22 protein-coding genes are annotated in these 25,879 nt (G+C 58.6%); 19 read left to right on the top strand and 3 right to left on the bottom strand.

All coding sequences use genetic code 11. From position 1 onward, the window contains the following. Positions 1-9: 9 nt before the first annotated feature. The 9 genes from rnhB to ispD all read left to right on the top strand — a co-directional run bounded on the left by rnhB (position 10) and on the right by ispD (position 12,140). Positions 10-636, top strand: a complete 627-nt coding sequence (gene rnhB, locus JJD74_RS10985) for a ribonuclease HII (protein WP_042557887.1) — start codon at positions 10-12, stop codon at positions 634-636. A gap of 76 nt (positions 637-712) precedes the next feature. Then, a complete protein-coding gene (gene dnaE, locus JJD74_RS10980; RefSeq protein ID WP_200613706.1) occupies positions 713-4,234 on the top strand; it encodes a DNA polymerase III subunit alpha in 3,522 nt (1,173 codons plus the stop codon). Between the two features lie 139 nt (positions 4,235-4,373). After that, entirely contained in the window at positions 4,374-5,321 is a 948-nt protein-coding gene (locus tag JJD74_RS10975; protein WP_042557889.1) for an acetyl-CoA carboxylase carboxyltransferase subunit alpha, read from the top strand. A gap of 133 nt (positions 5,322-5,454) precedes the next feature. Then, a complete protein-coding gene (tilS, locus tag JJD74_RS10970; RefSeq protein WP_200613704.1) occupies positions 5,455-6,783 on the top strand; it encodes a tRNA lysidine(34) synthetase TilS in 1,329 nt (442 codons plus the stop codon). Positions 6,784-7,057: 274 nt separating this feature from the next. Then, the gene (locus JJD74_RS10965; protein ID WP_042557891.1) at positions 7,058-8,689 is read left to right on the top strand and encodes a CTP synthase; all 1,632 of its coding nucleotides are present in this window, start codon (positions 7,058-7,060) and stop codon (positions 8,687-8,689) included. A 5-nt stretch (positions 8,690-8,694) separates the two neighbouring features. Then, the gene (kdsA, locus tag JJD74_RS10960) at positions 8,695-9,540 is read left to right on the top strand and encodes a 3-deoxy-8-phosphooctulonate synthase (RefSeq protein ID WP_150594518.1); all 846 of its coding nucleotides are present in this window, start codon (positions 8,695-8,697) and stop codon (positions 9,538-9,540) included. A 156-nt stretch (positions 9,541-9,696) separates the two neighbouring features. Further along, on the top strand, positions 9,697-10,986 hold the full coding sequence (gene eno / locus JJD74_RS10955) for a phosphopyruvate hydratase (protein ID WP_047299915.1): 1,290 nt from the start codon (positions 9,697-9,699) through the stop codon (positions 10,984-10,986). 171 nt (positions 10,987-11,157) lie between these two features. Further along, complete coding sequence (gene ftsB, locus JJD74_RS10950; protein ID WP_007908838.1) at positions 11,158-11,436, top strand: cell division protein FtsB; 279 nt, start codon at positions 11,158-11,160, stop codon at positions 11,434-11,436. Beyond that, complete coding sequence (gene ispD / locus JJD74_RS10945) at positions 11,433-12,140, top strand: 2-C-methyl-D-erythritol 4-phosphate cytidylyltransferase (RefSeq protein ID WP_200613692.1); 708 nt, start codon at positions 11,433-11,435, stop codon at positions 12,138-12,140. Before ftsB ends, ispD begins: the two co-directional genes overlap by 4 nt. 88 nt (positions 12,141-12,228) lie before the next feature. Here ispD and JJD74_RS10940 read toward each other — a convergent pair whose 3' ends face one another. After that, positions 12,229-13,125 carry a LysR substrate-binding domain-containing protein gene (locus JJD74_RS10940; RefSeq protein WP_200613688.1) on the bottom strand — a complete coding sequence of 299 codons (897 nt, stop codon included), beginning with the start codon at positions 13,123-13,125 and terminating at the stop codon, positions 12,229-12,231. Between the two features lie 116 nt (positions 13,126-13,241). Between JJD74_RS10940 and JJD74_RS10935 the strand changes: the two genes are divergently transcribed. The 8 genes from JJD74_RS10935 to rpoS all read left to right on the top strand — a co-directional run bounded on the left by JJD74_RS10935 (position 13,242) and on the right by rpoS (position 20,450). Then, positions 13,242-14,354 (top strand): S-(hydroxymethyl)glutathione dehydrogenase/class III alcohol dehydrogenase, encoded by a 1,113-nt coding sequence (locus tag JJD74_RS10935; RefSeq protein ID WP_200613685.1) that lies wholly within the window; start codon positions 13,242-13,244, stop codon positions 14,352-14,354. A gap of 65 nt (positions 14,355-14,419) precedes the next feature. Then, positions 14,420-15,265, top strand: a complete 846-nt coding sequence (gene fghA / locus JJD74_RS10930; protein WP_042557896.1) for an S-formylglutathione hydrolase — start codon at positions 14,420-14,422, stop codon at positions 15,263-15,265. A 44-nt stretch (positions 15,266-15,309) separates the two neighbouring features. Continuing rightward, on the top strand, positions 15,310-15,783 hold the full coding sequence (gene ispF / locus JJD74_RS10925) for a 2-C-methyl-D-erythritol 2,4-cyclodiphosphate synthase (protein WP_042557897.1): 474 nt from the start codon (positions 15,310-15,312) through the stop codon (positions 15,781-15,783). Next, complete coding sequence (gene truD / locus JJD74_RS10920; protein ID WP_200613680.1) at positions 15,780-16,838, top strand: tRNA pseudouridine(13) synthase TruD; 1,059 nt, start codon at positions 15,780-15,782, stop codon at positions 16,836-16,838. The genes ispF and truD overlap by 4 nt, the downstream gene beginning before the upstream one ends. Continuing rightward, complete coding sequence (gene surE, locus JJD74_RS10915; protein ID WP_042557899.1) at positions 16,826-17,575, top strand: 5'/3'-nucleotidase SurE; 750 nt, start codon at positions 16,826-16,828, stop codon at positions 17,573-17,575. Before truD ends, surE begins: the two co-directional genes overlap by 13 nt. A 41-nt stretch (positions 17,576-17,616) precedes the next feature. Beyond that, complete coding sequence (locus JJD74_RS10910) at positions 17,617-18,252, top strand: protein-L-isoaspartate(D-aspartate) O-methyltransferase (protein WP_200613814.1); 636 nt, start codon at positions 17,617-17,619, stop codon at positions 18,250-18,252. A gap of 211 nt (positions 18,253-18,463) precedes the next feature. After that, entirely contained in the window at positions 18,464-19,333 is an 870-nt protein-coding gene (locus JJD74_RS10905; protein WP_200613676.1) for a peptidoglycan DD-metalloendopeptidase family protein, read from the top strand. A gap of 106 nt (positions 19,334-19,439) precedes the next feature. Then, entirely contained in the window at positions 19,440-20,450 is a 1,011-nt protein-coding gene (gene rpoS / locus JJD74_RS10900) for an RNA polymerase sigma factor RpoS (protein ID WP_047299921.1), read from the top strand. 521 nt (positions 20,451-20,971) lie between these two features. Here rpoS and fdxA read toward each other — a convergent pair. Together fdxA and mutS are read right to left on the bottom strand one after the other, a co-directional pair. Continuing rightward, positions 20,972-21,295, bottom strand: coding sequence for a ferredoxin FdxA (gene fdxA / locus JJD74_RS10895; protein WP_007908827.1), 324 nt, complete (start codon positions 21,293-21,295; stop codon positions 20,972-20,974). A 163-nt stretch (positions 21,296-21,458) separates the two neighbouring features. Beyond that, positions 21,459-24,038, bottom strand: a complete 2,580-nt coding sequence (gene mutS / locus JJD74_RS10890) for a DNA mismatch repair protein MutS (RefSeq protein ID WP_115146394.1) — start codon at positions 24,036-24,038, stop codon at positions 21,459-21,461. A 202-nt stretch (positions 24,039-24,240) separates the two neighbouring features. On the opposite strand from mutS, the gene JJD74_RS10885 reads away from it, so the two are divergent. Continuing rightward, positions 24,241-24,984 carry a LexA family transcriptional regulator gene (locus tag JJD74_RS10885; protein ID WP_080895993.1) on the top strand — a complete coding sequence of 248 codons (744 nt, stop codon included), beginning with the start codon at positions 24,241-24,243 and terminating at the stop codon, positions 24,982-24,984. A 525-nt stretch (positions 24,985-25,509) separates the two neighbouring features. Next, entirely contained in the window at positions 25,510-25,848 is a 339-nt protein-coding gene (locus tag JJD74_RS10880) for a phage holin family protein (protein WP_047299923.1), read from the top strand. Positions 25,849-25,879 lie beyond the last annotated feature (31 nt).

The raw sequence follows: 25,879 nt of genomic DNA, 5'->3' as shown, positions 1-25,879 counted from the left end.
AAGAAAGATATGCAGATGGGCCTGGATTTCACTCTGGTTGCCGAAGTTGAAGAACTGGTCGCCGGTGTCGATGAAGTCGGTCGTGGCCCGTTGTGCGGTGCGGTGGTGACGGCGGCGGTGATCCTCGATCCGAATCGGCCGATTCTCGGTCTCAATGACTCGAAGAAACTCACCGAAGCCAAGCGTGAAAAGCTTTACGACGAGATCATCGAGAAGTCCCTGAGCTGGTGCATCGCCCGTGCCGAAGTCGAAGAAATCGACGAGCTGAACATTCTGCACGCGACCATGCTGGCCATGCAGCGCGCGGTGGCCGGGCTGCACATTCAGCCGAAACTGGCGATGATCGACGGCAATCGCTGCCCGCACTTGCCCATGCGCGCCGAAGCGGTGGTGCAGGGCGATGGCAAGGTTCCAGCCATTGCAGCGGCATCGATTCTGGCTAAGGTCAGTCGTGACCGCGAAATGGCCGCATTCGAATTGATCTATCCGGGTTACGGTATCGGCGGCCATAAAGGCTACCCGACGCCCGTTCATCTGGAAGCGTTGGTCCGTTTGGGCCCGACGCCGATTCACCGGCGCTCGTTCGCCCCGGTGCGTCAGGCTTATGAGGCGCTTGAAGGTCTGACGCAGGTTTAGTCGCAAGGCTGATGTTTTGTTCGAGGCCCGGTACAATCCGGGCCTTGTTGTCTCTCTGTAACTGGACAGGATCACTATGCCGGCTTCATTCGTTCATCTACGCCTGCACACTGAATACTCCCTGGTCGACGGGCTGGTGCGGATCAAGCCGCTGGTCAAGGCGCTGACCGCCATGAACATGCCGGCGGTTGCGGTCACTGATCAGAACAACATGTGTTCCCTGGTCAAATTCTATAAAAACACCATGGGCGCAGGCATCAAGCCGATCTGCGGCGCCGACCTGTGGCTGTCGAACAAGGACCCGGACGCGCCCCTGAGCCGGCTCAGCCTGTTGGTGATGAACGCCAAGGGCTATCGCAACCTCACCGAGTTGATCTCGCGCGGCTTCATCGAAGGCCAGCGCAACGGCATGATCATCATCGAGCGTGAGTGGGTTGCCGAGGCGAATGAAGGCCTGATCATGCTGTCCGCCGCCAAAGAGGGCGAGATCGGCATGGCGCTGATCAGTGGCAACCCGGCCGAAGCCGAGGCCCTGACGCGTGAGTGGATGTCGGTGTTCCCGGACCGCTTCTATCTGGAAATCCAGCGCACCAGTCGCCCTAACGATGAAGAGCAGTTGCACGGCGCCGTGGCCCTGGCCGACAAGCTCGGCGCGCCGCTGGTGGCGAGCAACGATGTGCGTTTCATCAAGCAGGAAGACTTCGCCGCCCACGAAACCCGGGTGTGCATCGGTGAGGGCCGTGCCCTCGACGATCCTCGGCGCTCGAAGAATTACAGCGATCAGCAATACCTCAAAAGCGCCGAGGAAATGGCCGAGCTGTTCAGCGACATTCCCGACGCAATCGAAAACACCGTCGAGATCGCCAAGCGCTGCAACATCGAAGTAAAACTGGGCACACACTTTTTGCCCAACTTCCCGATTCCCGATGGCATGACCATCGACGAGTATTTCCGCAAGGTGTCCTTCGATGGTCTGGAGGAGCGGCTGGCAGTTTTGTTGCCAAAAGACACCACCGAAGATTACGACGCCAAGCGTCAGGTCTATGTCGACCGGTTGAATTTCGAGCTGGATATCATTATCCAGATGGGTTTTCCCGGTTACTTCCTGATCGTTATGGACTTCATCCAGTGGGCCAAGAGCAACGGAGTACCGGTAGGCCCGGGCCGTGGGTCGGGTGCCGGCTCGCTGGTGGCCTATGTGCAGAAGATCACCGACCTTGATCCGCTGGAATACGACCTGCTGTTCGAACGTTTCCTTAACCCGGAACGGGTTTCCATGCCCGACTTCGACGTCGACTTCTGCATGGACGGGCGTGACCGGGTCATCGACTACGTTGCCGAGAAGTACGGCCGCAACGCGGTAAGCCAGATCATCACGTTCGGCTCCATGGCTGCCAAGGCTGTGGTGCGTGACGTGGCGCGGGTGCAGGGCAAGTCCTATGGCCTGGCGGATCGTCTGTCGAAGATGATTCCGTTCGAAGTCGGCATGACCCTGGAAAAAGCTTACGAACAGGAAGAGATCCTGCGTGATTTCATCAAGGTCGATGAAGAAGCCGCGGAAATCTGGGAGATGGCGCGCAAGCTCGAAGGTGTTGTGCGTAACGTCGGCAAGCACGCCGGTGGTGTAGTAATCGCGCCGACCAAGCTGACTGACTTCTCGCCTATCTATTGCGACGAGGCCGGCGACGGTCTGGTGACCCAGTTTGACAAGGACGACGTTGAAGCCGCCGGACTGGTGAAGTTCGACTTCCTCGGCCTGCGAACCCTGACGGTCATCGACTGGGCGCTGAAGACCATCAACCGCGACCGTGCCAAGGTCGATCAGCCGCCGCTGGACATCGCGTTCATCCCGCTGGACGACAAGCCGACCTATCAGCTACTGCAAAAAGCCGAAACCACGGCGGTGTTCCAGCTCGAGTCGCGCGGTATGAAAGAGCTGATCAAAAAGCTCAAGCCCGACTGCCTGGAAGACCTTATTGCACTGGTGGCCCTGTTCCGTCCGGGCCCGCTGCAGTCAGGCATGGTTGACGACTTCATCAACCGTAAGCACGGTCGAGCCGAACTCGCGTACCCGCACTCGGACTACCAGTACGAAGGCCTCAAGCCTTTATTGGCGCCGACTTACGGCATCATCCTGTATCAGGAACAGGTGATGCAGATTGCCCAGGTCATGGCCGGTTACACCCTTGGTGGTGCGGACATGCTGCGTCGGGCCATGGGTAAGAAAAAACCCGAAGAAATGGCCAAGCAGCGCGGCGGTTTCATTGAAGGTTGCAAGACCAACAATATCGACGCGGACCTGGCCGGTAACATTTTCGACCTGGTGGAAAAGTTCGCCGGTTACGGCTTCAACAAGTCTCACTCTGCCGCTTACGGCCTGGTGTCGTATCAGACCGCTTGGCTGAAGACGCATTACCCGGCGCCGTTCATGGCGGCGGTACTGTCGGCGGATATGCACAACACCGACAAGGTCGTGACCTTGATCGAAGAAATTCGCACCATGAAGCTGCGTCTCGACGCGCCGGATGTGAATAATTCGGAGTTCAAGTTCACGGTGAACGACGACGGCCGCATCGTCTATGGCCTCGGCGCAATCAAAGGCGTCGGCGAAGGCCCGGTGGAAGCGATCACCGAGGCGCGTCAGGCGGGACCGTTCAAGGATCTGTTCGACTTCTGCGCCCGCGTCGACCTCAAACGCATCAACAAGCGCACCCTTGATGGCTTGATCCGCAGCGGTGCGCTGGATCGTCTCGGTCCGTATTTCCACGACGAACAGAAGGCTTATCAGGCCAACATCGATCGCAACCGCGCCGTGCTGCTGGCGGCGATGGAAGAGGCAATCAAATCAGCCGAACAGACCGCCCGTACCCGCGACAGTGGCCACGCCGACCTGTTTGGCGGGTTGTTCGTCGAGGAAGACGCCGATGTGTATGCGGTGCATCGCAAGGCCAAGGAGCTGACTCTCAAGGAACGTCTCAAGGGTGAGAAAGACACCTTGGGCCTTTACCTTACCGGCCACCCGATCGACGAATACGAAGGCGAAATTCGTCGTTTCGCCCGTCAGCGCATCATCGACCTGAAACCGGCGCGCGATACGCAAACCGTGGCGGGGATGATCATTGCCCTGCGGGTGATGAAGAACAAGAAGGGCGACAAGATGGGTTTCATCACCCTCGACGACCGCTCCGGGCGGATCGAGGCGTCGCTGTTTGCCGAGGCGTTCCACTCGGCGCAGTCGCTGCTGCAGACCGACGCGATGGTGGTGGTCGAAGGTGAAGTCAGTAACGACGACTTCTCCGGTGGCCTGCGCCTGCGGGTCAAGCGGGTGATGAGCATGGAAGATGCGCGTACCAACCTCGCCGAGAGCCTGCGTCTGAAGTTGCAGACGCAGGATCTCAAAGGCGATCAGCTACGCTGGTTGGGTGATCTGCTCAAGCGTCATCGCGGGGCGTGCCCGATCACAATGGAGTACACCAGCCCTGATGCGAAGACCTTGCTGCAGTTCGGCGAGACTTGGCGAATCGACCCGGCGGATGCCTTGATTCAAGCCCTGCGTGACCAGTTCGGGCGAGACAACGTCTTCCTCCAATACCGTTGACCGGCAGGTGCCATCATTGCACTTGCCCGCAACCTGAATTTTTAATCTCGACCTCAGCGCGCCTCTCCCTTAAGGTAGGGCGCGAATAGACAACCGGCCGGCCCAAGCTCATTTGGGACACGACCCAAGACGGACGCCTATGAACCCGAATTTTCTAGATTTCGAACAGCCGATCGCCGACCTGCAAGCCAAGATCGAAGAGTTGCGCTTGGTCGGTAATGACAATTCGCTGAATATCGGCGATGAGATCTCCCGCCTGCAGGACAAGAGCAAAACGCTGACCGAAGACATCTTCGGCAAGCTGACCAGCTGGCAGATCGCACGTCTGGCACGTCACCCGAAACGTCCGTACACCCTGGACTACATCGAGCACATCTTCACCGAGTTCGACGAACTGCACGGCGATCGTCATTTCTCCGACGACGCTGCAATCGTTGGCGGTATTGCCCGTCTGGACGACCAGCCAGTGATGATCATCGGTCACCAGAAGGGCCGCGAAGTACGCGAGAAGGTTCGCCGCAACTTCGGCATGCCGCGTCCGGAAGGCTACCGTAAGGCTTGCCGTCTGATGGAGATGGCCGAGCGTTTCAAAATGCCGATCCTGACGTTCATCGACACGCCGGGCGCCTACCCTGGCATCGACGCTGAAGAGCGCAACCAGAGCGAAGCGATCGCCTGGAACCTGCGTGTCATGTCGCGCCTGAAAACTCCGATCATCGCCACCGTCATCGGTGAAGGTGGTTCCGGTGGCGCATTGGCGATCGGCGTGTGCGATCAGTTGAACATGTTGCAGTACTCGACCTACGCGGTGATTTCGCCGGAAGGTTGCGCCTCGATTCTGTGGAAAACCGCCGAGAAAGCGCCGGATGCCGCCGAAGCGATGGGCATCACTGCCGAGCGTCTGAAAGGCCTGGGCATTGTCGACAAGGTTATCGGCGAGCCTCTGGGCGGCGCGCATCGTGACCCGGCAGCTGCTGCGGCGTCGATCCGTGCCGAGCTGAGCTCGCAGCTGGCGATGCTGAAGAAGTTCGACAACGAAGCGCTGCTCAAGCGCCGTTATGATCGACTGATGAGCTACGGTCTCTAAGTCGAAACGCGATACCTGATGTGGGAGCGAGCCTGCTCGCGAAAGCGGTATGACAATCGACGAATGTGTTGAATGTTAAACCGTCTTCGCGAACAGGCTCGCTCCCACATTTGATTGAGGCAAAGAGAACGATATGGGGCAGTCCATGATTGATTTGCCTTCCCGGCTTTTGCTTAATCTTGCAGCCTGGCGCAATGCCAGGAACTGGCGCGTCGCTTTCTCCGGCGGCCTCGATTCCACTGTCCTCCTGCATCTGCTGGCCCATCTCGCCAAAACCGAGTCCCTCCCGACGCTAAGCGCCATCCACATCCATCACGGCCTTCAGGCTGCAGCCGATGCGTGGCCGGAACATTGCCAGGCGGTCTGCGATGCGTTGAGCATTCCATTGCAAGTGGAGCGGGTGAAGGTGCAACCGGGCGCGAGTCTTGAGCGGGCGGCGCGGGATGCGCGTTATGCGGTGTTCGGTTCGGTAAACCAGTCCAACGACGTTTTGCTGACCGGTCAGCACCGCGACGATCAGGCCGAAACCCTGTTGTTTCGTCTGTTGCGCGGTGCCGGCGTGCGTGGGCTTTCGGCAATGCCGGCACAACGTCCCTTGGGGCAGGGCACGTTGGTTCGGCCTTTGCTCGACGTCACTCGCGCCGAACTTGAAGCCTACGCCGCGGCGCACCAGTTGCAATGGATCGAAGACCCTTCAAACGAAGATCGGCAGTTTTCGCGCAATTACCTGCGTCATCAGATCGTGCCGCTGCTGACCGGGCGCTGGCCGCAAGCGCAAGCCAACATGGCCCGCAGCGCCGCGCATTTGCGTGAGGCGCAAGGCTTGCTGGATGAGCTGGCACAGATCGATCTGGCGCACGCCAAAGCCTCGACTGATTTCGACTGGCTGGGTGTGCCGTCGCTGGAATTGGCACCGTTGGCGGCGTTGTCCGTGGCCCGTCAGCGAAATGCATTGAGCCACTGGCTCGAACCACTCACCCGGCTGCCTGATACTGACCATTGGTCGGGTTGGACGGATTTGTGCGATGCCGCCAACGATGCATCGCCGGTCTGGCGTTTGGCCGATGGCGAGTTGCACCGCAGCGCCGGTCGTCTCTGGTGGCTGAGCGGCGACTGGCTGCGTGCACCAGTGATCGGCGGCGAGTGGCACACCCCGACATCACCGCTACGCTTGTCCGGTAACGGGGTCGTCGTGTTCAGTGGCCAGGCGCCTTGCGGGCCGTTGCGCATTGCTTACCGTCAGGGCGGGGAATTGATGCATCTGGCCGATCGTGGCCATCGTGATCTCAAACGGTTGCTCAACGAGCGTGCGGTGCCGGCCTTCGTGCGTGGCAGATTGCCGCTGCTGTTTCGCGGTGAAGAATTGCTCGCGGTGGCGAACCTGCCGGGCCTTGATGGCAATGCGCAGGACGGCTGGAAATTGCATTGGCAGCCAACAGACGAAGATCAAGGTTTGAGATGAAAGGGGCATTCCGGTAGACTACGCTCCCTTCTTGATACAACTTCTGTGGATTCGCCTGAATTGCAGGAGTTGCCGATTACCAAGCAGTCTTTGCTGGGCGATTCCAAAAAATGTGTAGCGAGCAACGTACCGGTGTTTCATCTGCCGGTCTGTCCCAACGCGGCGGTTTTTTTGAAAGGTGCACTGTGATTAATGCAGGTGATCGGGGGCTTCGGCCTTCCTTCGCTTTCCCCGGCGGCTCGTACCGCTTTAACGCAGACTTCTAGGGTTTTTCATGACGCGCTACATATTCGTCACGGGCGGTGTTGTTTCTTCATTGGGGAAAGGCATTGCCTCGGCTTCATTGGCGGCTATCCTGGAGGCGCGGGGGCTTAAGGTCACCATGCTTAAGCTGGATCCGTACATCAACGTCGACCCGGGCACCATGAGCCCGTTCCAGCATGGTGAAGTGTTCGTCACCCACGACGGCGCCGAGACCGACCTGGACCTGGGCCACTACGAGCGGTTCATCCGCACGACCATGACTCAGAACAACAACTTCACCACCGGCCGTGTTTACGAACACGTGCTGCGCAAAGAGCGCCGTGGTGACTACTTGGGTGCAACCATCCAGGTGATTCCGCACATTACCGACGAAATCAAGCGCCGCATCATCAAGGGTGCAGGCGATGCCGACGTGGCGATGGTCGAAATCGGTGGCACCGTGGGTGACATCGAGTCGCAACCGTTCCTCGAAGCCATCCGTCAGCTGCGATTCGAAGTCGGCGCCAAGCGCGCGATGCTGATGCACCTGACGCTGGTGCCGTACATCGCCACCGCCGGCGAAACCAAAACCAAGCCAACCCAGCACTCGGTCAAGGAACTGCGTTCCATCGGCCTGCAGCCTGACGTGCTGGTTTGCCGCTCCGATCACCCGATCGACATCTCGTCGCGTCGCAAGATCGCGCAATTCACCAACGTTGAAGAGCGTGCGGTCATCGCTCTGGAAGACGCCGACACCATCTACAAGATCCCGGGCATTCTGCATTCGCAGGGTCTGGACGATTTCGTCGTCGAGCGTTTCGGTCTGCAGTGCGGCGGTGCCGATCTGTCCGAGTGGGAAGCTGTGGTTGATGCCAAGCTGAACCCGGAACACGAAGTCACCATCGCCATGGTCGGCAAGTACATGGAACTGCTGGACGCCTACAAGTCGCTGATCGAAGCGATGAGCCATGCGGGCATCAGCAACCGTACCAAGGTCAACCTGCGCTACATCGATTCCGAAGACATCGAAAACCAGGGCACTGCGCTGCTGGAAGGCGTAGACGCCATCCTCGTTCCGGGCGGTTTCGGTCTGCGCGGCGTGGAAGGCAAGATCACTGCCGTTCAGTACGCTCGCGAAAACAAGGTTCCGTACCTGGGTATCTGCCTGGGCATGCAAGTGGCGGTCATCGAGTTCGCTCGTAACGTCATGGGCTGGAAAGACGCCAACTCCACCGAGTTCGATCGCGCCAGCGGCCACCCGGTTGTCGGCCTGATCACCGAGTGGGAAGACGCCACCGGTGCCGTAGAAGTGCGTACTGAAGCCTCCGATCTGGGCGGCACCATGCGCCTCGGCGCTCAGGAATGCCTGCTCGAAACCGGCTCCAAAGTGCACGATTGCTACGGCAAGGACGTGATCGTCGAGCGTCACCGTCACCGTTACGAAGTGAACAACAACCTGCTGCCGCAAATCATCGAGGCCGGCCTGAAGATTTCCGGTCGCTCCGCTGATGCAGCCCTGGTTGAAGTGGTTGAAGCACCGGATCATCCATGGTTCGTCGCTTGCCAGTTCCACCCAGAGTTCACCTCGACACCACGTGATGGCCATCCGCTGTTCAGCGGCTTCGTCAAAGCAGCGTTGGCTCAACACCAGAAGAAGGCGTAACCCCGATGGCACAGAAGATCATCCGCGTCGGCGACATCGAGATTGCCAACGACAAACCCATGGTGCTGTTCGGCGGCATGAACGTGCTGGAAAGCCGTGACATGGCCATGCAGGTTTGCGAAGAGTATGTGAAGGTCACCGAAAAACTCGGTATCCCTTACGTGTTCAAGGCCAGTTTCGACAAGGCCAACCGTTCTTCTGTGACCTCGTATCGCGGTCCTGGACTGGAAGAGGGCATGCGCATCTTCCAGGACATCAAGCAGGCTTTTGGCGTGCCGATCATCACCGACGTCCACGAGCCTGAACAGGCCGCGGTCGTCGCCGAGATCTGCGACATCATCCAGTTGCCGGCCTTCCTGTCGCGCCAGACCGATCTGGTCGTGGCGATGGCCAAGACCAACGCGATCATCAACATCAAGAAAGCCCAGTTCCTCGCCCCTCAGGAAATGAAACACATCCTGAACAAGTGCGTTGAAGCGGGTAATGATCAACTGATCCTCTGCGAGCGTGGTTCGAGCTTCGGCTATAACAACCTCGTGGTCGACATGCTCGGCTTCGGCATCATGAAGCAGTTCGAGTACCCGGTATTCTTCGACGTGACCCATTCGCTGCAAATGCCTGGCGGTCGTTCCGACTCCGCCGGCGGTCGCCGTGCACAGGTCCTGGACCTCGCCAAGGCTGGCATGAGCCAAGGTCTGGCAGGTCTGTTCCTCGAAGCTCACCCGGATCCGGACAACGCCAAATGCGACGGCCCTTGCGCCTTGCGTCTGGACAAACTGGAGCCATTCTTGGCCCAGCTCAAAGCCTTGGACGAACTGGTTAAGAGTTTTCCGACGGTAGAAACCGCGTAAACCTCAATTCTCCGGTAAAGTACCGCACGATTTGTCGCTCATGCCCTCGGGCATGAGCGTTATCGTCTGCAAATCTGCCCGCTGCACCCCCTTGCCGACGGTAAAAAGATTTCCTCTAGCTGCGTCGTTTTCGTCAACTTTGGAGTGTTTACAACAATGGCAAAAATCGTCGACATCAAAGGTCGTGAAGTTCTCGACTCCCGTGGCAATCCCACCGTGGAAGCGGACGTGCTTCTCGACAACGGCATCATCGGCAGCGCATGCGCGCCGTCCGGTGCATCCACTGGCTCGCGTGAAGCGCTCGAGCTGCGTGATGGCGACAAGAGCCGTTACCTGGGCAAGGGCGTGCTTAAAGCGGTAGCCAACATCAATGGCCCGATCCGCGATCTGCTGCTGGGCACTGACCCAAGCGATCAGAAAGCCCTCGATCACGCGATGATCAAGCTCGACGGTACCGAAAACAAAGCGACCCTGGGCGCCAACGCCATTCTCGCCGTGTCCCTGGCTGCGGCCAAGGCTGCTGCACAGGATCAGGACCTGCCGCTGTACGCTCACATCGCCAACCTGAACGGCACCCCGGGTGTGTACTCGATGCCGGTTCCGATGATGAACATCATCAACGGTGGCGAGCACGCCGATAACAACGTCGACATTCAGGAATTCATGGTTCAGCCGGTTGGCGCCAAGTCTTTCTCGGAAGGTCTGCGCATGGGCACCGAGATTTTCCATCACCTCAAAGCTGTGCTGAAGGCCCGTGGCCTGAGCACTGCTGTCGGCGACGAAGGTGGTTTTGCGCCTAACCTGGCTTCCAACGAAGACGCGCTGAAAGTGATTTCCGAAGCTGTGGACAACGCCGGTTACAAGCTGGGCACCGACGTGACCCTGGCCCTGGACTGCGCAGCCAGCGAATTCTACGAAGACGGCAAGTACAACCTGTCCGGCGAAGGCCAGGTGTTCACTGCTGAAGGTTTCGCCGACTACCTCAAAGGTCTGACCGAGCGTTACCCGATCATCTCCATCGAAGACGGTCTGGACGAGTCCGACTGGGCTGGCTGGAAAATTCTCACCGACAAAATCGGCGAGAAAGTGCAGCTGGTGGGCGACGATCTGTTCGTGACCAACACCAAGATCCTGAAAGAAGGCATCGATAAAAAGATCGCCAACTCGATCCTGATCAAGTTCAACCAGATCGGCACCCTGACCGAAACCCTGGAAGCCATCCAGATGGCCAAGGCTGCCGGTTACACCGCAGTGATCTCGCACCGTTCCGGCGAAACCGAAGATTCGACCATTGCCGACCTGGCTGTGGGCACCTCGGCTGGCCAGATCAAGACCGGTTCGCTGTGCCGTTCCGACCGCGTTTCCAAGTACAACCAACTGCTGCGTATCGAAGAGCAGTTGAATGGCAAAGCCAAGTACAACGGTCGTAGCGAGTTCCGCGGTTAAGCTGAAACTGATAAAAGGACACCGGATTGTGTCGAAAAAGTCGTGACAGCGATGGATTTGCCACTAATCTGATGCCTTAACAGCACAAGCCTGGATTTTCCAGGCTTCGTGCTATCAGACGCTGCAAAGTTTTGGCGTGGCTGTCTTTTTTCACTGGATACCTGATATTCGATGCGCAGTCCTTACTGGTTGTTTCTCGTTTTGCTCCTGCTGCTGGCCGGTCTGCAGTACCGCCTGTGGGTGGGCAATGGCAGTCTGGCGCAAGTCGCCGAGCTGAATCAGCAGATTGCTGATCAACATGCCGAGAACGAAGGTTTGCTGGAGCGTAACCGGGTGATGGACGCTGAGGTCAGCGAGTTGAAGAAAGGCATGGAGACCGTTGAAGAGCGGGCTCGTCACGAGTTGGGCATGGTCAAGGACGGCGAAACCCTTTACCAGTTGGCTCAATGATCAATTCCCTGCCGGCCTTCTGGGCCGTGATTCCTGCCGCGGGCGTCGGTGCCCGAATGGCCGCGGACCGTCCCAAGCAATATCTGCAACTGGGCGGGCGCACAATTCTCGAACACAGCCTCGGCTGTTTCCTCGATCACCCGAGCCTCAAGGGTTTGGTGGTCAGTGTTGCTGTTGATGATCCTTATTGGCCGAGCCTGGCATGCGTCAACGATTCGCGTATTCAGCGCGTTGACGGCGGTGCCGAGCGTTCCGGTTCGGTGCTCAATGCCTTGCTGCATCTGCACGCGCAAGGTGCGGACGATGAGGACTGGGTGCTGGTGCACGATGCGGCGCGGCCCAATCTGAGTCGCGATGATCTCGACAAATTACTCGCTGAACTGGCGGATGACCCGGTGGGTGGTTTGCTGGCGGTGCCCGCGCGCGACACCCTGAAACGGATCGACAAGCACGGTCGTGTGGTTGAAACCGTTGACCGCAGCGTGATCTGGCAGGCTTACACGCCGCAGATGTTCCGCCTCGGTGCACTGCATCGCGCATTGGCGGACAGCCTGGTGGCGGATGCGGTGATTACCGATGAAGCTTCGGCGATGGAGTGGGCGGGGCAGGCACCCCGTCTGATCGAAGGGCGTGCGGATAACCTCAAGGTGACCCGCCCGGAAGATCTGGAGTGGTTGCGTCAGCGTTGGGCTAACCGTCGCTAAAAGATCGCAGCCTGCGGCAGCTCCTACAAGGGGATTTGCCGCGACAAAAACCACCGTAGGAGCTGCCGCAGGCTGCGATCTTTTGATCTTAAATCCGATACTCTGGCCGTTCGGCCAACCCTTCCTTAAGAAAGTCCACCAACTTGCGCACCTTCGGCGACAAATGTCGCTGTTGCGGATACAGCGCCCACACCGCAGTATTCGGCGGCTGATGCGCCTCCAACAACGAAATCAATGCGCCGCTGTGCAAGTGCTCCAGCACGTAGTAGTCCGGCAACTGACACAAACCGACCCCTTGTAAAGCTGCATCCAGCACCGCTTGCCCACTGTTGCAACGCCAGTTTCCCTGCACTCGCTGGGAAAATTCCCGCCCATTTTGCTCAAGCTGCCAGATGTCCGTGCTGCCGATCAGGCAATTATGCCGGCTCAGTTCCGACAGGCTGTGTGGTCGTCCATACCGTTCCAGGTAGGACGGAGACGCGCAGAGGTACATGCGCCGTGGCGCCAGGCGCGTCGCGACCAGTCGTGAATCTTGCAATCGTCCCAATCGAATCGCCAGATCCAGTCCCTCATGCACCAGATCGAGTTGACGATTGCTCAGCTCAATATCGATGCGCAGTTGCGGGTAGAGCCCCATGAACCGTGTCACTAGCGGCACGATAAATCGCTCGCCATAGGCAACAGCGCACGTCATGCGCAGCATGCCTTTGGGTTCGCTGGTCAGATCGCCAACCGCGCGCAGGGCTTCTTCGCGTCCGTCCTGCAAGCGCTGGCAGTGTTGCAGGAATGTCTGCCCGGCTTCGGTCAGCGTCACCCTGCGGGTACTGCGATAGAGCAGGCGCGTCTGCAAACGCTCTTCCAGTCGTACGATTTGTCGACTGATGTGCGAGGAAGAAGCCCCGAGACGTTCGGCAGCGGCGGTGAATTGGCTGCATTCAGCGACGGCGACAAACTCGTCGATGCCTTCCCAGCGGTTTTCGGACATCAGGATTATCCCTGTATGGCAATAATGTTTTGCTTTTGGCCTGATTATTCATCGTCAGGCCATGTATTACACTCCTTGTCTGCTTTTTTATTTAATGGATTCACGGGAGAGTCAGCATGATCAAGTCGCGCGCCGCCGTTGCCTTCGAGGCCAAGAAGCCGCTGGAAATCGTAGAAGTTGATGTCGCCATGCCCAAGGCTGGCGAAGTGCTGCTGCGGGTAGTCGCTTCCGGTGTTTGCCATACTGACGCCTACACCTTGTCCGGCGCTGACCCGGAAGGGATCTTCCCTTCGATCCTCGGCCACGAGGGCGGCGCCATCGTTGAGGCGATCGGCGAAGGCGTGACATCGGTTGCTGTCGGCGATCACGTTATCCCGCTCTACACCCCGGAGTGTGGCCAGTGCAAATTCTGCAAGTCGGGCAAGACCAATCTGTGTCAGGCCATTCGTGCGACCCAGGGCAAAGGCCTGATGCCGGATGGCACTTCGCGTTTTTCCTACAAGGGCGAAACGATTTTCCACTACATGGGTACTTCGACCTTCTCGGAATACACCGTGTTGCCGGAAATCTCCGTGGCCAAAATCGCTAAAGACGCGCCGCTGGAAAAAGTCTGCCTGCTCGGTTGCGGCGTCACCACCGGTATCGGTGCAGTGCTCAACACCGCCAAGGTCAAACCGGGCGACACCGTGGCCATTTTCGGTTTGGGCGGCATCGGTCTGTCGGCTGTTATCGGTGCAGTGAAGGCCAACGCCGCGCGCATCATCGCCATCGACATCAACCCGGCCAAGTTCGAAATCGCCAAGCAGCTGGGTGCGACTGATTGCGTAAACCCGAAAGACTTCGACCGTCCGATTCAGGAAGTCATCGTCGACATGACCGATGGCGGCGTCGACTTTTCCTTCGAGTGCATCGGCAACGTGCAACTGATGCGCGCCGCCCTCGAGTGCTGCCATAAAGGCTGGGGCGAGTCGGTCATCATCGGTGTCGCCGGTGCCGGTCAGGAAATCGCTACCCGTCCGTTCCAGTTGGTCACCGGTCGCGTCTGGCGCGGTTCGGCATTCGGCGGCGTACGTGGCCGCAGCGAATTGCCAAGCTATGTCGACATGGCCCAGAGCGGTGAAATTCCGCTGGATACCTTCATCACCCACACCATGGGCCTGGAAGATATCAACAAGGCGTTCGACCTGATGCACGAAGGCAAGAGCATTCGTACCGTCATCCATTTCTGATCAATCGTGATGTCATGGCTACAAGTCTTGAAGGCTTGTGGCCGTGACCGCGTAGGAGTCTTTACATGAGCCTGGAAAATATCTCCTGTCAGAAGAGTTTTGGCGGTTGGCACAAGCGTTATCGTCACCGTTCCGACGTGCTGGGCTGCGACATGGTATTTGCCGTGTACCTGCCACCGCAGGCGGAGCAAGGCGGCAAGCTGCCGGTGTTGTACTGGCTGTCGGGGCTGACCTGTACCGACGAGAATTTCATGCACAAGGCCGGCGCGTTGCGCATGGCTGCTGAACTCGGCCTGATCATTGTCGCACCGGACACCAGCCCGCGCGGCCCTGATGTGCCGGGCGATCCGGATGGTGCGTGGGACTTTGGCCTCGGTGCCGGGTTTTATCTGAATGCCACGCAGGAACCCTGGTCGCGGCACTATCGGATGCATGACTATGTCGTGCAGGAATTGCCTTCACTGGTTGAAGCGCATTTCCCGGCCTCGGATAAACGCAGCATCAGCGGCCACTCCATGGGTGGCCACGGTGCGTTGGTATGTGCCTTGCGCAATCCGGGACGTTATCAGTCGGTGTCGGCCTTTTCGCCGATCAACAACCCGATGGATTGTCCGTGGGGGCAGAAGGCATTTTCGCGTTATCTGGGTGAAGACCGTTCGAAGTGGAAAGAGTGGGATGCCTGTGCGCTGATCGCCGAGGCTGACGAGAAGCTCCCGCTGTTGGTCGATCAAGGTGATCGCGATGACTTCCTCGCGACTCAGCTTAAACCCGAAGCCCTGCAACAAGCGGCCAAACAAGCGGGTCATCCGCTGACGCTGCGCCTGCAACCGGGCTACGACCACAGCTATTTCTTCATCTCAAGCTTTATAGACGACCACTTGCAGCATCACGCACAAGCCCTTCGGGGCTAATGCAGGTAGAATCACGCCCTGACAAAAATCGGGGCGTTTTTTTTATGCGTATTGGCCACGGCTATGATGTGCACCGTTTCGCTGAAGGCGATTTCATTACTCTGGGCGGCGTGCGCATTGCACACAGCTTCGGGCTGCTCGCTCATTCCGACGGTGACGTCCTGCTGCACGCCTTGAGCGATGCCTTGCTCGGCGCGGCTGCGCTGGGCGATATCGGCAAACATTTCCCGGATACCGACCCACAATTCAAGGGCGCCGACAGCCGTGCGTTGTTGCGTCATGTGGTCGGTCTGATCCACGCCAAGGGCTGGAAAGTCGGTAACGTCGATAACACCATCGTTGCCCAGGCGCCGAAAATGGCCCCGCATATCGAATCGATGCGCGCACTGATCGCCGCGGATCTTCAAGTTGAGTTGGATCAAGTGAACGTGAAAGCTACCACCACCGAAAAGCTTGGCTTTGTCGGTCGCGAAGAAGGCATCGCCGTGCACTCCGTTGCCTTGTTGCTGCGCGCATGAATGAACTGCAATTGCTCGGCCCGCGCGCCTATGGCGAACCCCTCGGCACTGCGGTACTGAAAGCCATCGCTGAAGATTTTCAGGTGGATGAAGTGCTGGATATCCCGTTCAGTGGCGACGGCGAACACCTGTGGATCTGGGTGGAAAAACGTGGCCTGAACACCGAGGAAGCCGCACGGCGTATCGCCAAGGCTGCCGGTGTGCCGCTGCGCACTGTCAGCTACGCCGGTCTCAAGGATCGTCAGGCGCTGACCCGTCAGTGGTTCAGTGTGCAACTGCCGGGCAAGGCAGATCCTGATCTGTCGGCGGCGGAAAACGACACGTTGAAAATCCTCAAGACCACTCGCCACAAGCGCAAGCTGCAACGCGGCGCGCATTCGGCGAATGGTTTCACGTTGCGCCTGACGCAGTTCGCCGGCGACAAAGCCGCGATTGAAGAGCGCCTGCAACTGATCGTCAAACAAGGTATTCCCAATTATTTCGGCGCCCAGCGTTTCGGCCATGACGGCGGCAACGTCGTCGATGCCCGATCGTGGGCGGCGCGCAAGGCCTTGCCGGAGCAGCGCAATGTACGCTCGCGACTGCTGTCGACGGCGCGCAGTTTTCTGTTTAACCAGGTGTTGGCTGCACGTGTGGCGGATGGCACCTGGCAGCGCGCGCTGGTTGGCGATCTGCTGGCTTTCACCGATAGCCGTAGTTTCTTCCCGGCCGGTGAAGCTGAATTGAGCGACCCGCGTCTGGCGATTCTCGATCTGCATCCGACCGGCCCGCAGTGGGGTGAAGGTGACTCTCCGGCCGCTGGCGCTGTCCATGATCTGGAGCAGGGGATTGCCGCGCGTGAAGCGGATCTGCGCGATTGGTTGATCAACGCCGGCATGAGTCACGAACGTCGCATCCTGCGGCTGCCCATTGGCGGGTTGACGTGGCATTATCCCCAGCCTGACATTCTGCAACTGGAATTCGTCCTCCCGGCCGGATGCTTCGCCACTGTATTGGTGCGCGAGCTCGTTGATCTGGTGCCGGTGGGGCAGACGGACAGCCCATGCGTATTCTGATTTCTAACGATGATGGGGTAACCGCACCCGGTCTCGCCGCGCTTTATGCTGCGCTGGCGGATTACACCGAGTGCGTGGTTATCGCCCCTGAGCAGGACAAAAGCGGCGCCAGCAGTTCGCTGACGCTCGACCGTCCGTTGCACCCGCAATACCTGGCCAACGGCTTTATCAGCCTCAACGGCACGCCAACCGACTGCGTACATCTGGGCCTGAACGGGTTGCTGGAGCGCCAGCCGGACATGGTGGTTTCCGGGATCAATCTCGGCGCCAACCTTGGCGATGACGTGTTGTATTCCGGGACGGTGGCGGCGGCCCTTGAAGGACGTTTCCTCGAGCGCCCATCGTTCGCCTTCTCGCTGGTCTCACGCCAGGTCGATAATCTTCCTACAGCGACCTACTTTGCGCGCAAACTGGTCGAAGCCCACGCCGGGCTCGATTTGCCGCCGCGCACGGTGCTCAACGTGAACATTCCCAATCTGCCGATCGACCACATTCGCGGCATCCAGCTGACCCGACTGGGGCACCGTGCCCGGGCGGCGGCGCCGATGAAAGTGGTCGACCCGCGTGGCAAGGCCGGTTACTGGATTGCTGCCGCCGGCGATGCCGAAGATGGCGGCCCGGGCACTGACTTTCATGCGGTGATGCAGGGCTATGTTTCCATCACGCCACTGCAGCTCGATCGCACCTTCAACGATGCCTTCAGAAGTCTCGATGGCTGGCTGGAGGGACTGCGCTGATGGCTCGTGAACACGAAGACAGAATGCGCAGCGGCATCGGCATGACGTCCCAGCGCACGCGGGAGCGTTTGATCCAGCGTCTGTATGAAGAAGGACTGTCCAACGCCAAGGTGCTGGAAGTCATCCGGCGCACGCCGCGTCACCTGTTCGTCGACGAAGCGTTGGCGCACCGCGCTTATGAAGATACTGCGCTGCCGATCGGCCATAACCAGACCATCTCCCAGCCTTATATGGTGGCGCGCATGAGCGAGCTGCTGTTGGAGGCGGGCCCCTTGGACAAGGTGCTGGAGATCGGCACCGGTTCCGGTTACCAGACTGCCGTGTTGTCGCAACTGGTTGAGCGGGTGTTCTCGGTCGAGCGCATTAAGGTCTTGCAGGATCGGGCCAAGGAGCGTCTGGTCGAACTCAATCTGCGCAACGTGGTGTTTCGTTGGGGGGACGGTTGGGAAGGCTGGCCGGCGCTGGCACCGTACAACGGCATTATTGTGACTGCCGTGGCCACCGATGTGCCGCAAGCGTTGCTTGATCAACTGGCACCGGGCGGGCGATTGGTGATCCCGGTCGGTTCCGGAGAAGTGCAGCAATTGATGCTGATCGTGCGCGAAGAAAATGGTTTTTCTCGACGCGTTTTAGGCGCCGTGCGTTTTGTGCCATTGCTCAATGGTCCACTGGCCTGAGCATTTGTTCAACGGCGCTGAATTCCTTTCGCTGGCCTTGGTCTTACACCGGCGGCGATCGTTTAAACGCAGCAGATTGTCAGCTTGCAAACGTGTGCGTGAAGCGAATTCGCTTCATTAAAGGTAAAGCCGATTCGGCCCGTTATACTTGCGACACCTCATGCCGGAGTTCGGCATTCGAATTTTTCAGCCACCACAAAGGGAGCGGCGGGTGAGTCTCACTGTCATTGCGCAGCGTATGGGTAACACGAGCTTTCAGCGCCTGGTGACTGGCCTTGTCTTGAGCACCTTGCTGGTGGGTTGCTCCAGCACCAAATCGAGCAGTGTCCGGGTAGTCGATCGCAACGGCGCGGCCGCACAGCGTCCTACCGTGACGACCGGTCAATATGTAGTCCGTCCGGGCGATACGATGTTTTCCATCGCATTTCGCTACGGCTGGGACTACAAAGCCCTCGCGGCGCGGAACAATATTCCTACGCCGTATACGATCCATCCGGGTCAGACAATTCGCTTCGACGGGCGTACCGGTTCAACGTCGACTGCCGTGGTGAGCAGCGCCAGTTCTTCGCCATCATCGTCCAGCAAAACCACGGTAATCCGGCGCCAGGCAAATGGCACAACGACCACCACAACCCGCGGTTCTGCGGGTGCTGTACCGTCCGTCGCCAACAAGCAAACCCCGGCTCCAATGCCTCCAGCCGGCCCAGCCCCGAACGGCTGGGGATGGCCATCTAATGGCATTCTGATTGGTAAATTCTCTTCAAACGGTAGTTTGAATAAAGGAATTGATATCGCCGGAGATTTGGGACAGCCTGTTTTAGCTGCGTCTGATGGGACGGTGGTTTACGCCGGGAGTGGCTTAAGGGGCTACGGCGAATTAGTCATCATCAAACACAGCGAAACCTACGTCAGTGCTTACGGACATAACCGCAGGCTGTTGGTTCGGGAGGGACAGCAGGTCAAAGTCGGACAGACAATTGCCGAAATGGGGTCAACGGGTACAGACCGGGTGAAACTGCATTTTGAGATTCGCCGACAAGGTAAACCAGTAGATCCGCTGCAGTTCCTGCCAAGGCGTTGATTTGCAATCCAGCCTGTTCCGTCGCGTAGAGGGGACAGGCTCCAGCGTTGCCAAGGATAGAGGCGTCGCTTGAGCTTGGGGTCGAACTCACCAAAGGACTATAACAATGGCTCTCAGTAAAGAAGTGCCGGAGTTTGACATCGACGATGAGGTTCTCCTTATGGAGGCCGGCATCGATTCGGAATCTTCGATGTCGAATGATGAAGGGGCTGCTCCACCTTCCGTTCGTTCCAAATCCAAACAATCTGCTTCACTCAAACAACATAAATACATCGATTACACTCGGGCACTTGATGCCACGCAGTTGTATCTCAACGAAATCGGCTTTTCCCCATTGCTCTCCCCCGAGGAAGAAGTTCATTTTGCGCGCTTGTCGCAAAGTGGCGATCCGGCCGGGCGCAAGCGCATGATTGAAAGTAACCTGCGGCTGGTGGTGAAAATCGCCCGGCGTTACGTCAATCGGGGGCTGTCGTTGCTGGATCTGATTGAAGAGGGCAACCTCGGCTTGATCCGCGCGGTAGAAAAGTTCGACCCCGAGCGCGGCTTCCGCTTCTCGACCTACGCGACCTGGTGGATTCGTCAGACCATCGAGCGCGCGATCATGAATCAGACCCGGACCATCCGGTTGCCGATCCATGTGGTCAAGGAGCTCAATGTGTACCTGCGGGCTGCACGGGAGTTGACGCAGAAACTCGACCACGAACCTTCACCCGAAGAAATCGCCAACCTGCTGGAAAAACCGGTAGGTGAGGTCAAGCGCATGCTGGGCCTGAACGAGCGCGTTTCTTCGGTCGACGTCTCGCTGGGTCCGGATTCGGATAAAACCCTGCTGGACACACTTACCGATGATCGTCCGACCGATCCATGCGAACTGCTGCAGGACGATGACCTGTCGCAGAGCATCGATCAATGGCTGTCGGAACTGACCGACAAGCAGCGCGAGGTGGTCATTCGCCGCTTCGGCCTGCGCGGCCACGAGAGCAGCACGCTGGAAGATGTAGGCCTGGAGATCGGCCTGACCCGGGAACGGGTAAGACAGATCCAGGTAGAAGGCCTCAAGCGCCTTCGCGAAATCCTTGAAAAGAATGGCCTGTCGAGCGAGTCGCTGTTTCAGTAAGCGCTTCAAACGACCACCCGCAAAAAGCCCCGACTGGTTCGGGGTTTTTTGTTGCCTGGAGTTCGCGTCGAATCTCGGCCCGAGCCTTCGGCAGCTCCTACAAAAGCTATCGGTCGAGATTTGTAGTCTCGCTCTGTAAGCCTTTTCTTACTGTTTCGTAAGTGTTCGTTATTTTTACACGGTCGAAGGCGTCTGTTTTTTAATGGGCTGTTTTTAACCTATTGATTAATATGATTATTTTTTAATATGAAGCGTTTGTGACGGACCGTTTGAGCGCTCAGGACGCATTGCTCTTGCCGGGAAATTCTCTAGTATCGGGGTTGTGTCGACGGACAGACACGCCCTTCAAGGAAGAGGGGAATGGACATCGCAGGATGCGATTCATCAGGACGATGAAAGGGAACACAGGGAATAGGGAAAAATGTGGGCGGGTCAAACCGCCCCTTTTTTTGTCTGCAAAAAAGTAAAAACCGCAAAAGCAAAAAGGCCCGCAAGGGGCCTTTTTTCGAGCGCGTTACAGATCAGCGTTCGAGATCTTTGATCTTGCCTTTGACGCCATCCCACTCTTCGGCATCCGGCAGCGATTCTTTCTTCTCGGTGATGTTCGGCCAGATTTCCGCCAACTCAACGTTCAGCTGGATGAATTCCTGCATCTCTTCCGGAACTTCATCCTCGGAGAAAATGGCTACGGCCGGGCATTCTGGTTCGCACAGGGCGCAGTCGATGCACTCATCCGGGTGAATCACCAGGAAGTTCGGGCCTTCGTAAAAGCAGTCCACCGGACAGACTTCTACGCAGTCGGTGTACTTGCACTTGATGCAGTTGTCGGTGACGACGAAGGTCATTTCTAGTTCTCTCCTCAGGCGGCGGCAGCGTTGCCCCTTCACGGTTGGGGTCGCCAGGTTCGGGAGCGATGTCTGCTGGCCAGGCTATTAGCCAGCAGCATCCCAAACCGCGCGAGATTCTAACAGCTTGAAGCCGTTTGCGTTATATCCGCTTCTTCAGTGCTTATATCCGGTTCTTCAGCGCATAGAGCATTTCCAGAGCACGACGCGGCGTCATGTCGTCAATGTCCAGTTTAGCCAGCTCATCCAACACCGGGTGCGGCAAACTGGCGAACATATCGCTTTGTTGCGGCGCTGCGGGTTTTCCCTTGACCGGTTTCGGCGCTTCATGGGGCAGCGCGGTCTCTTCCAGTCGACTCAGATGTTCCCGCGCCCGTACGATGACTTCGCTCGGTACGCCCGCCAGTTGCGCGACCGCCAGGCCGTAGCTCTGACTTGCAGGCCCTGGCAGCACATGGTGCAGGAACACGATGCGCTCGTTATGTTCGGTCGCGTTGAGGTGGACGTTGGCCACCAACGGCTCGGCTTCCGGCAACACGGTCAGTTCGAAATAGTGCGTGGCGAACAGCGTGTAGGCGCGCAGATGCGCCAAGCGCTCGGCAGCAGCCCAGGCCAGCGACAGGCCGTCGAAGGTGCTCGTACCGCGTCCGACTTCGTCCATCAGCACCAGACTGCGTTCGGTGGCGTTGTGCAGGATGTTGGCGGTTTCGCTCATTTCCACCATGAAGGTCGAGCGGCCACCGGCCAGGTCATCACTGGAACCGATCCGGGTGAAGATCCGGTCAACCAACGACAGTTCGCAACTGGCCGCCGGCACGAAGCTGCCGATGTGTGCCAGCAGCACGATCAAAGCAGTTTGACGCATGTAGGTGGATTTACCGCCCATGTTCGGGCCGGTGATCACCAGCATCCGCGTGTTGTCATCCAGACTCAGGTCATTGGCCACGAACGGCGTGGTCAGGACTTGCTCGACCACCGGGTGACGACCCTGAGTGATGCGCATGCACGGCTCGCTGACGAAGCGCGGGCAGTTCAGATCCAGATTCAGTGCGCGTTCGGCGAGGTTGCTCAGCACGTCCAGCTCGGCCAGCGCGCTGGCAGTGTCCTGCAGCGGTGGCAACTGGCTGATCAGATCTTCCAGCAGCGCCTCATAAAGCATCTTTTCGCGAGCGAGGGCGCGGCTCTTGGCCGACAGCGCCTTGTCTTCGAACTCTTTCAGCTCTGGCGTAATGAAACGCTCGGCACCTTTCAAGGTCTGGCGACGGATGTAATCCGCCGGTGCCGATTCGGCTTGCTTGCTCGGCAATTCGATGAAGTAGCCGTGAATACGGTTGTAGCCGACTTTCAGGTGGGACAGCCCGGTGCGAGCCTTTTCCCGGGCTTCCAGATCGATCAGGAACTGGCCGGCGTTTTCGCTTAGCGATTGCAACTCGTCGAGTTCGCTATCGTAACCGGTCTTCAACACGCCGCCGTCACGGATCACCGCAGGCGGGTTGTCGATAATGGCTTTTTCCAGCAGTGCCGCCAGTTCCGGGTAAGTGCTGGTGGTCGTCGCCAGACTTTGCAGGTGCGGCGCTTCCAGATCGGTCATCGCTACTTGCAGTTCAGGCAGCGCACCAAGGGCATCGCGCAGGCGCGCAAGGTCACGCGGACGCGCATTGCGCAGGCCGATTCGCGCGAGAATCCGCTCGATGTCGCCGATTTCCTTGAGCTGCGGCTGCAGTTTTTCGAAACGATAGCGGTCGAGCAGGCAAGTGATCGATGTCTGACGCGCCAGCAGTACGGTCAGATCACGCAGCGGACGGTTCAGCCAACGGGTCAGCAAACGGCTGCCCATGGCGGTCTGGCAGCGATCGACCACCGATTGCAGGGTGTTGTCGCGGCCCCCGGCCAGGTTGGTGTCGAGCTCCAGATTGCGCCGGCTCGCGCCGTCGAGCACAACGGTGTCATCGAGACGTTCGTGGCGCAGGCTGCGCAGATGGGGCAGGGCGGTGCGCTGGGTTTCCTTGGCATAGGCCAGCAGGCAACCGGCAGCGCCGATGGCCAGTGTCAGGTTTTCGCAACCGAAGCCTTTCAGATCCTGGGTGGAAAATTGCTGACAGAGACTTTTCAGCGCCGAATCACGCTCAAAATCCCACGGCGCACGACGCCGCACGCCACGGCGTTTTTCCGCCGGCAGATCCCTCGGCCAGTCATCCGGGATCATCAGTTCCACCGGGTTGACCCGCTCCAGCTCGGCCAGCAGATTTTCCCAGCCCTTGATTTCCAGCACGGTGAAGTTGCCGCTGGTGATGTCCAGCACCGCCAGACCAAACAGGCGCTCGTCACCCAGTACAGCGGCGATCAGGTTGTCGCGGCGCTCATCGAGCAGTGCCTCGTCACTGACCGTGCCCGGCGTGATGATTCGCACCACCTGACGATCAACCGGCCCTTTACTGGTGGCCGGATCGCCAACCTGCTCGCAGATCACCACGGACTCGCCAAGCTTGACCAGTTTCGCCAGGTAACCTTCTGCGGCGTGGTAAGGAATCCCGCACATAGGAATCGCCTGTCCCGCCGATTGCCCGCGCGCAGTCAGCGTGATGTCGAGCAGCTTGGCGGCCTTCTTCGCGTCTTCATAGAAGATCTCGTAGAAGTCACCCATGCGGTAGAACATCAGCTGATCCGGGTGCTGATTCTTCAGGCGCCAGTACTGCTGCATCATCGGGGTGTGGGAGGACAGATCGGAGACGGCTTTATTCATCGGATTGTCAGGCAACTCGTTAAAAGATGTAGGGCAAAAGCGGGGACAACGGCCGGGCTTTTCCGCGATGGGCGCAAGGTTACCATGGGGAGTCTGCTCGACGCAGGCGTCGCAGGTCGCTGTGTATTTCCTTCGTCGAAAAGACGCTATATGCATTGATTATGCAAATCAGCATTTGTCTTGGCGAATAACTTCAAGCATTATGCGCGTTATGCAAAAACGCAACGTATCCTCCGTCTTAAGAGCACTGCTCGATCAGCACGGGATCTCCCCCACGGAGCTCCACCGTCGCACCGGCGTGCCTCAATCCACTCTCTCGCGGATTCTCAGCGGGAAGATCGTCGATCCTTCGGATAAACATATTTCGAAGATCGCCGAGTACTTCGCCGTGAGCACCGATCAGTTGCGCGGGCGCGCGGATGTCGCGCCGTCGGCGGGTGCCGGGCGCGGTGACGTACACGCAGAACTCAAGGACATAATGCTGTGGGACGACGACACACCTGTCGATGACGACGAGGTGTCGGTGCCGTTTCTTCGCGAGGTTGAATTGGCAGCAGGATCAGGAAGATTCGTCATCGAAGAGAGCGAGCGCTCTAGCCTGCGCTTCGGCAAGCGCAGCCTGCGCCATAACGGCGTGCAGTTCGACCAGGCCAAATGCGTGACCGTGCGCGGCAACAGCATGTTGCCGGTACTGCGTGACGGCGCAACCGTGGGTGTGAACGCGGGCAAGTGCGGCATCGGCGACATCATTGATGGTGATCTGTACGCGATCAACCACAACGGCCAGTTGCGGGTGAAGCAGCTCTATCGCTTGCCTACCGGGATTCGACTGCGCAGCTTCAATCGTGACGAGCACCCTGACGAGGACTACAGCTTCCAGGAAATCCAGGAGGAGCAAATCGTCATCCTCGGTCACGTCTTCTGGTGGGGCATGTACGCCCGGTAATCACAACGCTTTCAGATAAAACCCGCCATCGGCGGGTTTTTTTTCGCCCGTCAAAAACCCTTGGAACCTTGATCCATGCGGCTTCCATGCGTCTATGCATTTATCGCGCATAAATAAATGCATTTACGCATTGACTGTATATGCATCCATGCATATTATTGCCACCAAGCCGCTCGACAAAGCGGCTGGAAACGAAAGCTCTTTAGTTCCACAAGAACAGGCAGCGATGAACCGGCCTCAACGGTTCAGAGGGTTGGCAACTGACCCGGGTGTGCAGCGTAAAGCACCACAAGCAGTTATCCGGCGGGCAGGGACCGCGGTCGGAAAAACAATTTGAATGGACTCGTACCGCGCCAGTAGCGCCGAAAAGTCAGCTTCCTTTTTTGAACACAGGATTTAAAGGAAGGCGAAGGAGCGCATTACTGAAAAGCCCGGCGAATGGCCGGGCTTTTTGGAATGCCTACCTCAAGAGAAAACGATTGAACCCAACACATACCACTCATCCATCACACCAGGAGGCGTGACATGACAAGCGAGCAACAAGCGCTGGCAGAAATGCCGATCTGGCTGGTCATCCTCCTTGCCGTAGTGGGCGGGGTGTCCGGCGAAATGTGGCGTGCCGATAAAGAGGGCGCCCGTGGCTGGTCACTGCTGCGGCGCCTGGCCCTGCGCTCCGGCGCCTGCATGATCTGCGGCGTGTCGGCGATCATGCTGCTGTATGCCGCAGGGCTGTCGATCTGGGCCGCCGGCGCGTTCGGTTGCCTGACGGCAATGGCCGGCGCCGACGTGGCCATCGGTCTATACGAACGCTGGGCCGCCAAGCGCATCGGCGTCTGCGAAGTTCCACCGCGCGACCAGCCTTAACCCCGACTGTTTCTCCGTGCCGCCATTTTGG

Source organism: Pseudomonas sp. MF6776 (assembly GCF_016613125.1).
Lineage (GTDB): Bacteria > Pseudomonadota > Gammaproteobacteria > Pseudomonadales > Pseudomonadaceae > Aquipseudomonas > Aquipseudomonas iridis.
Note: the sequence above shows the minus strand (reverse complement) of the source record. Positions and strands in the feature narration are given on the sequence as shown.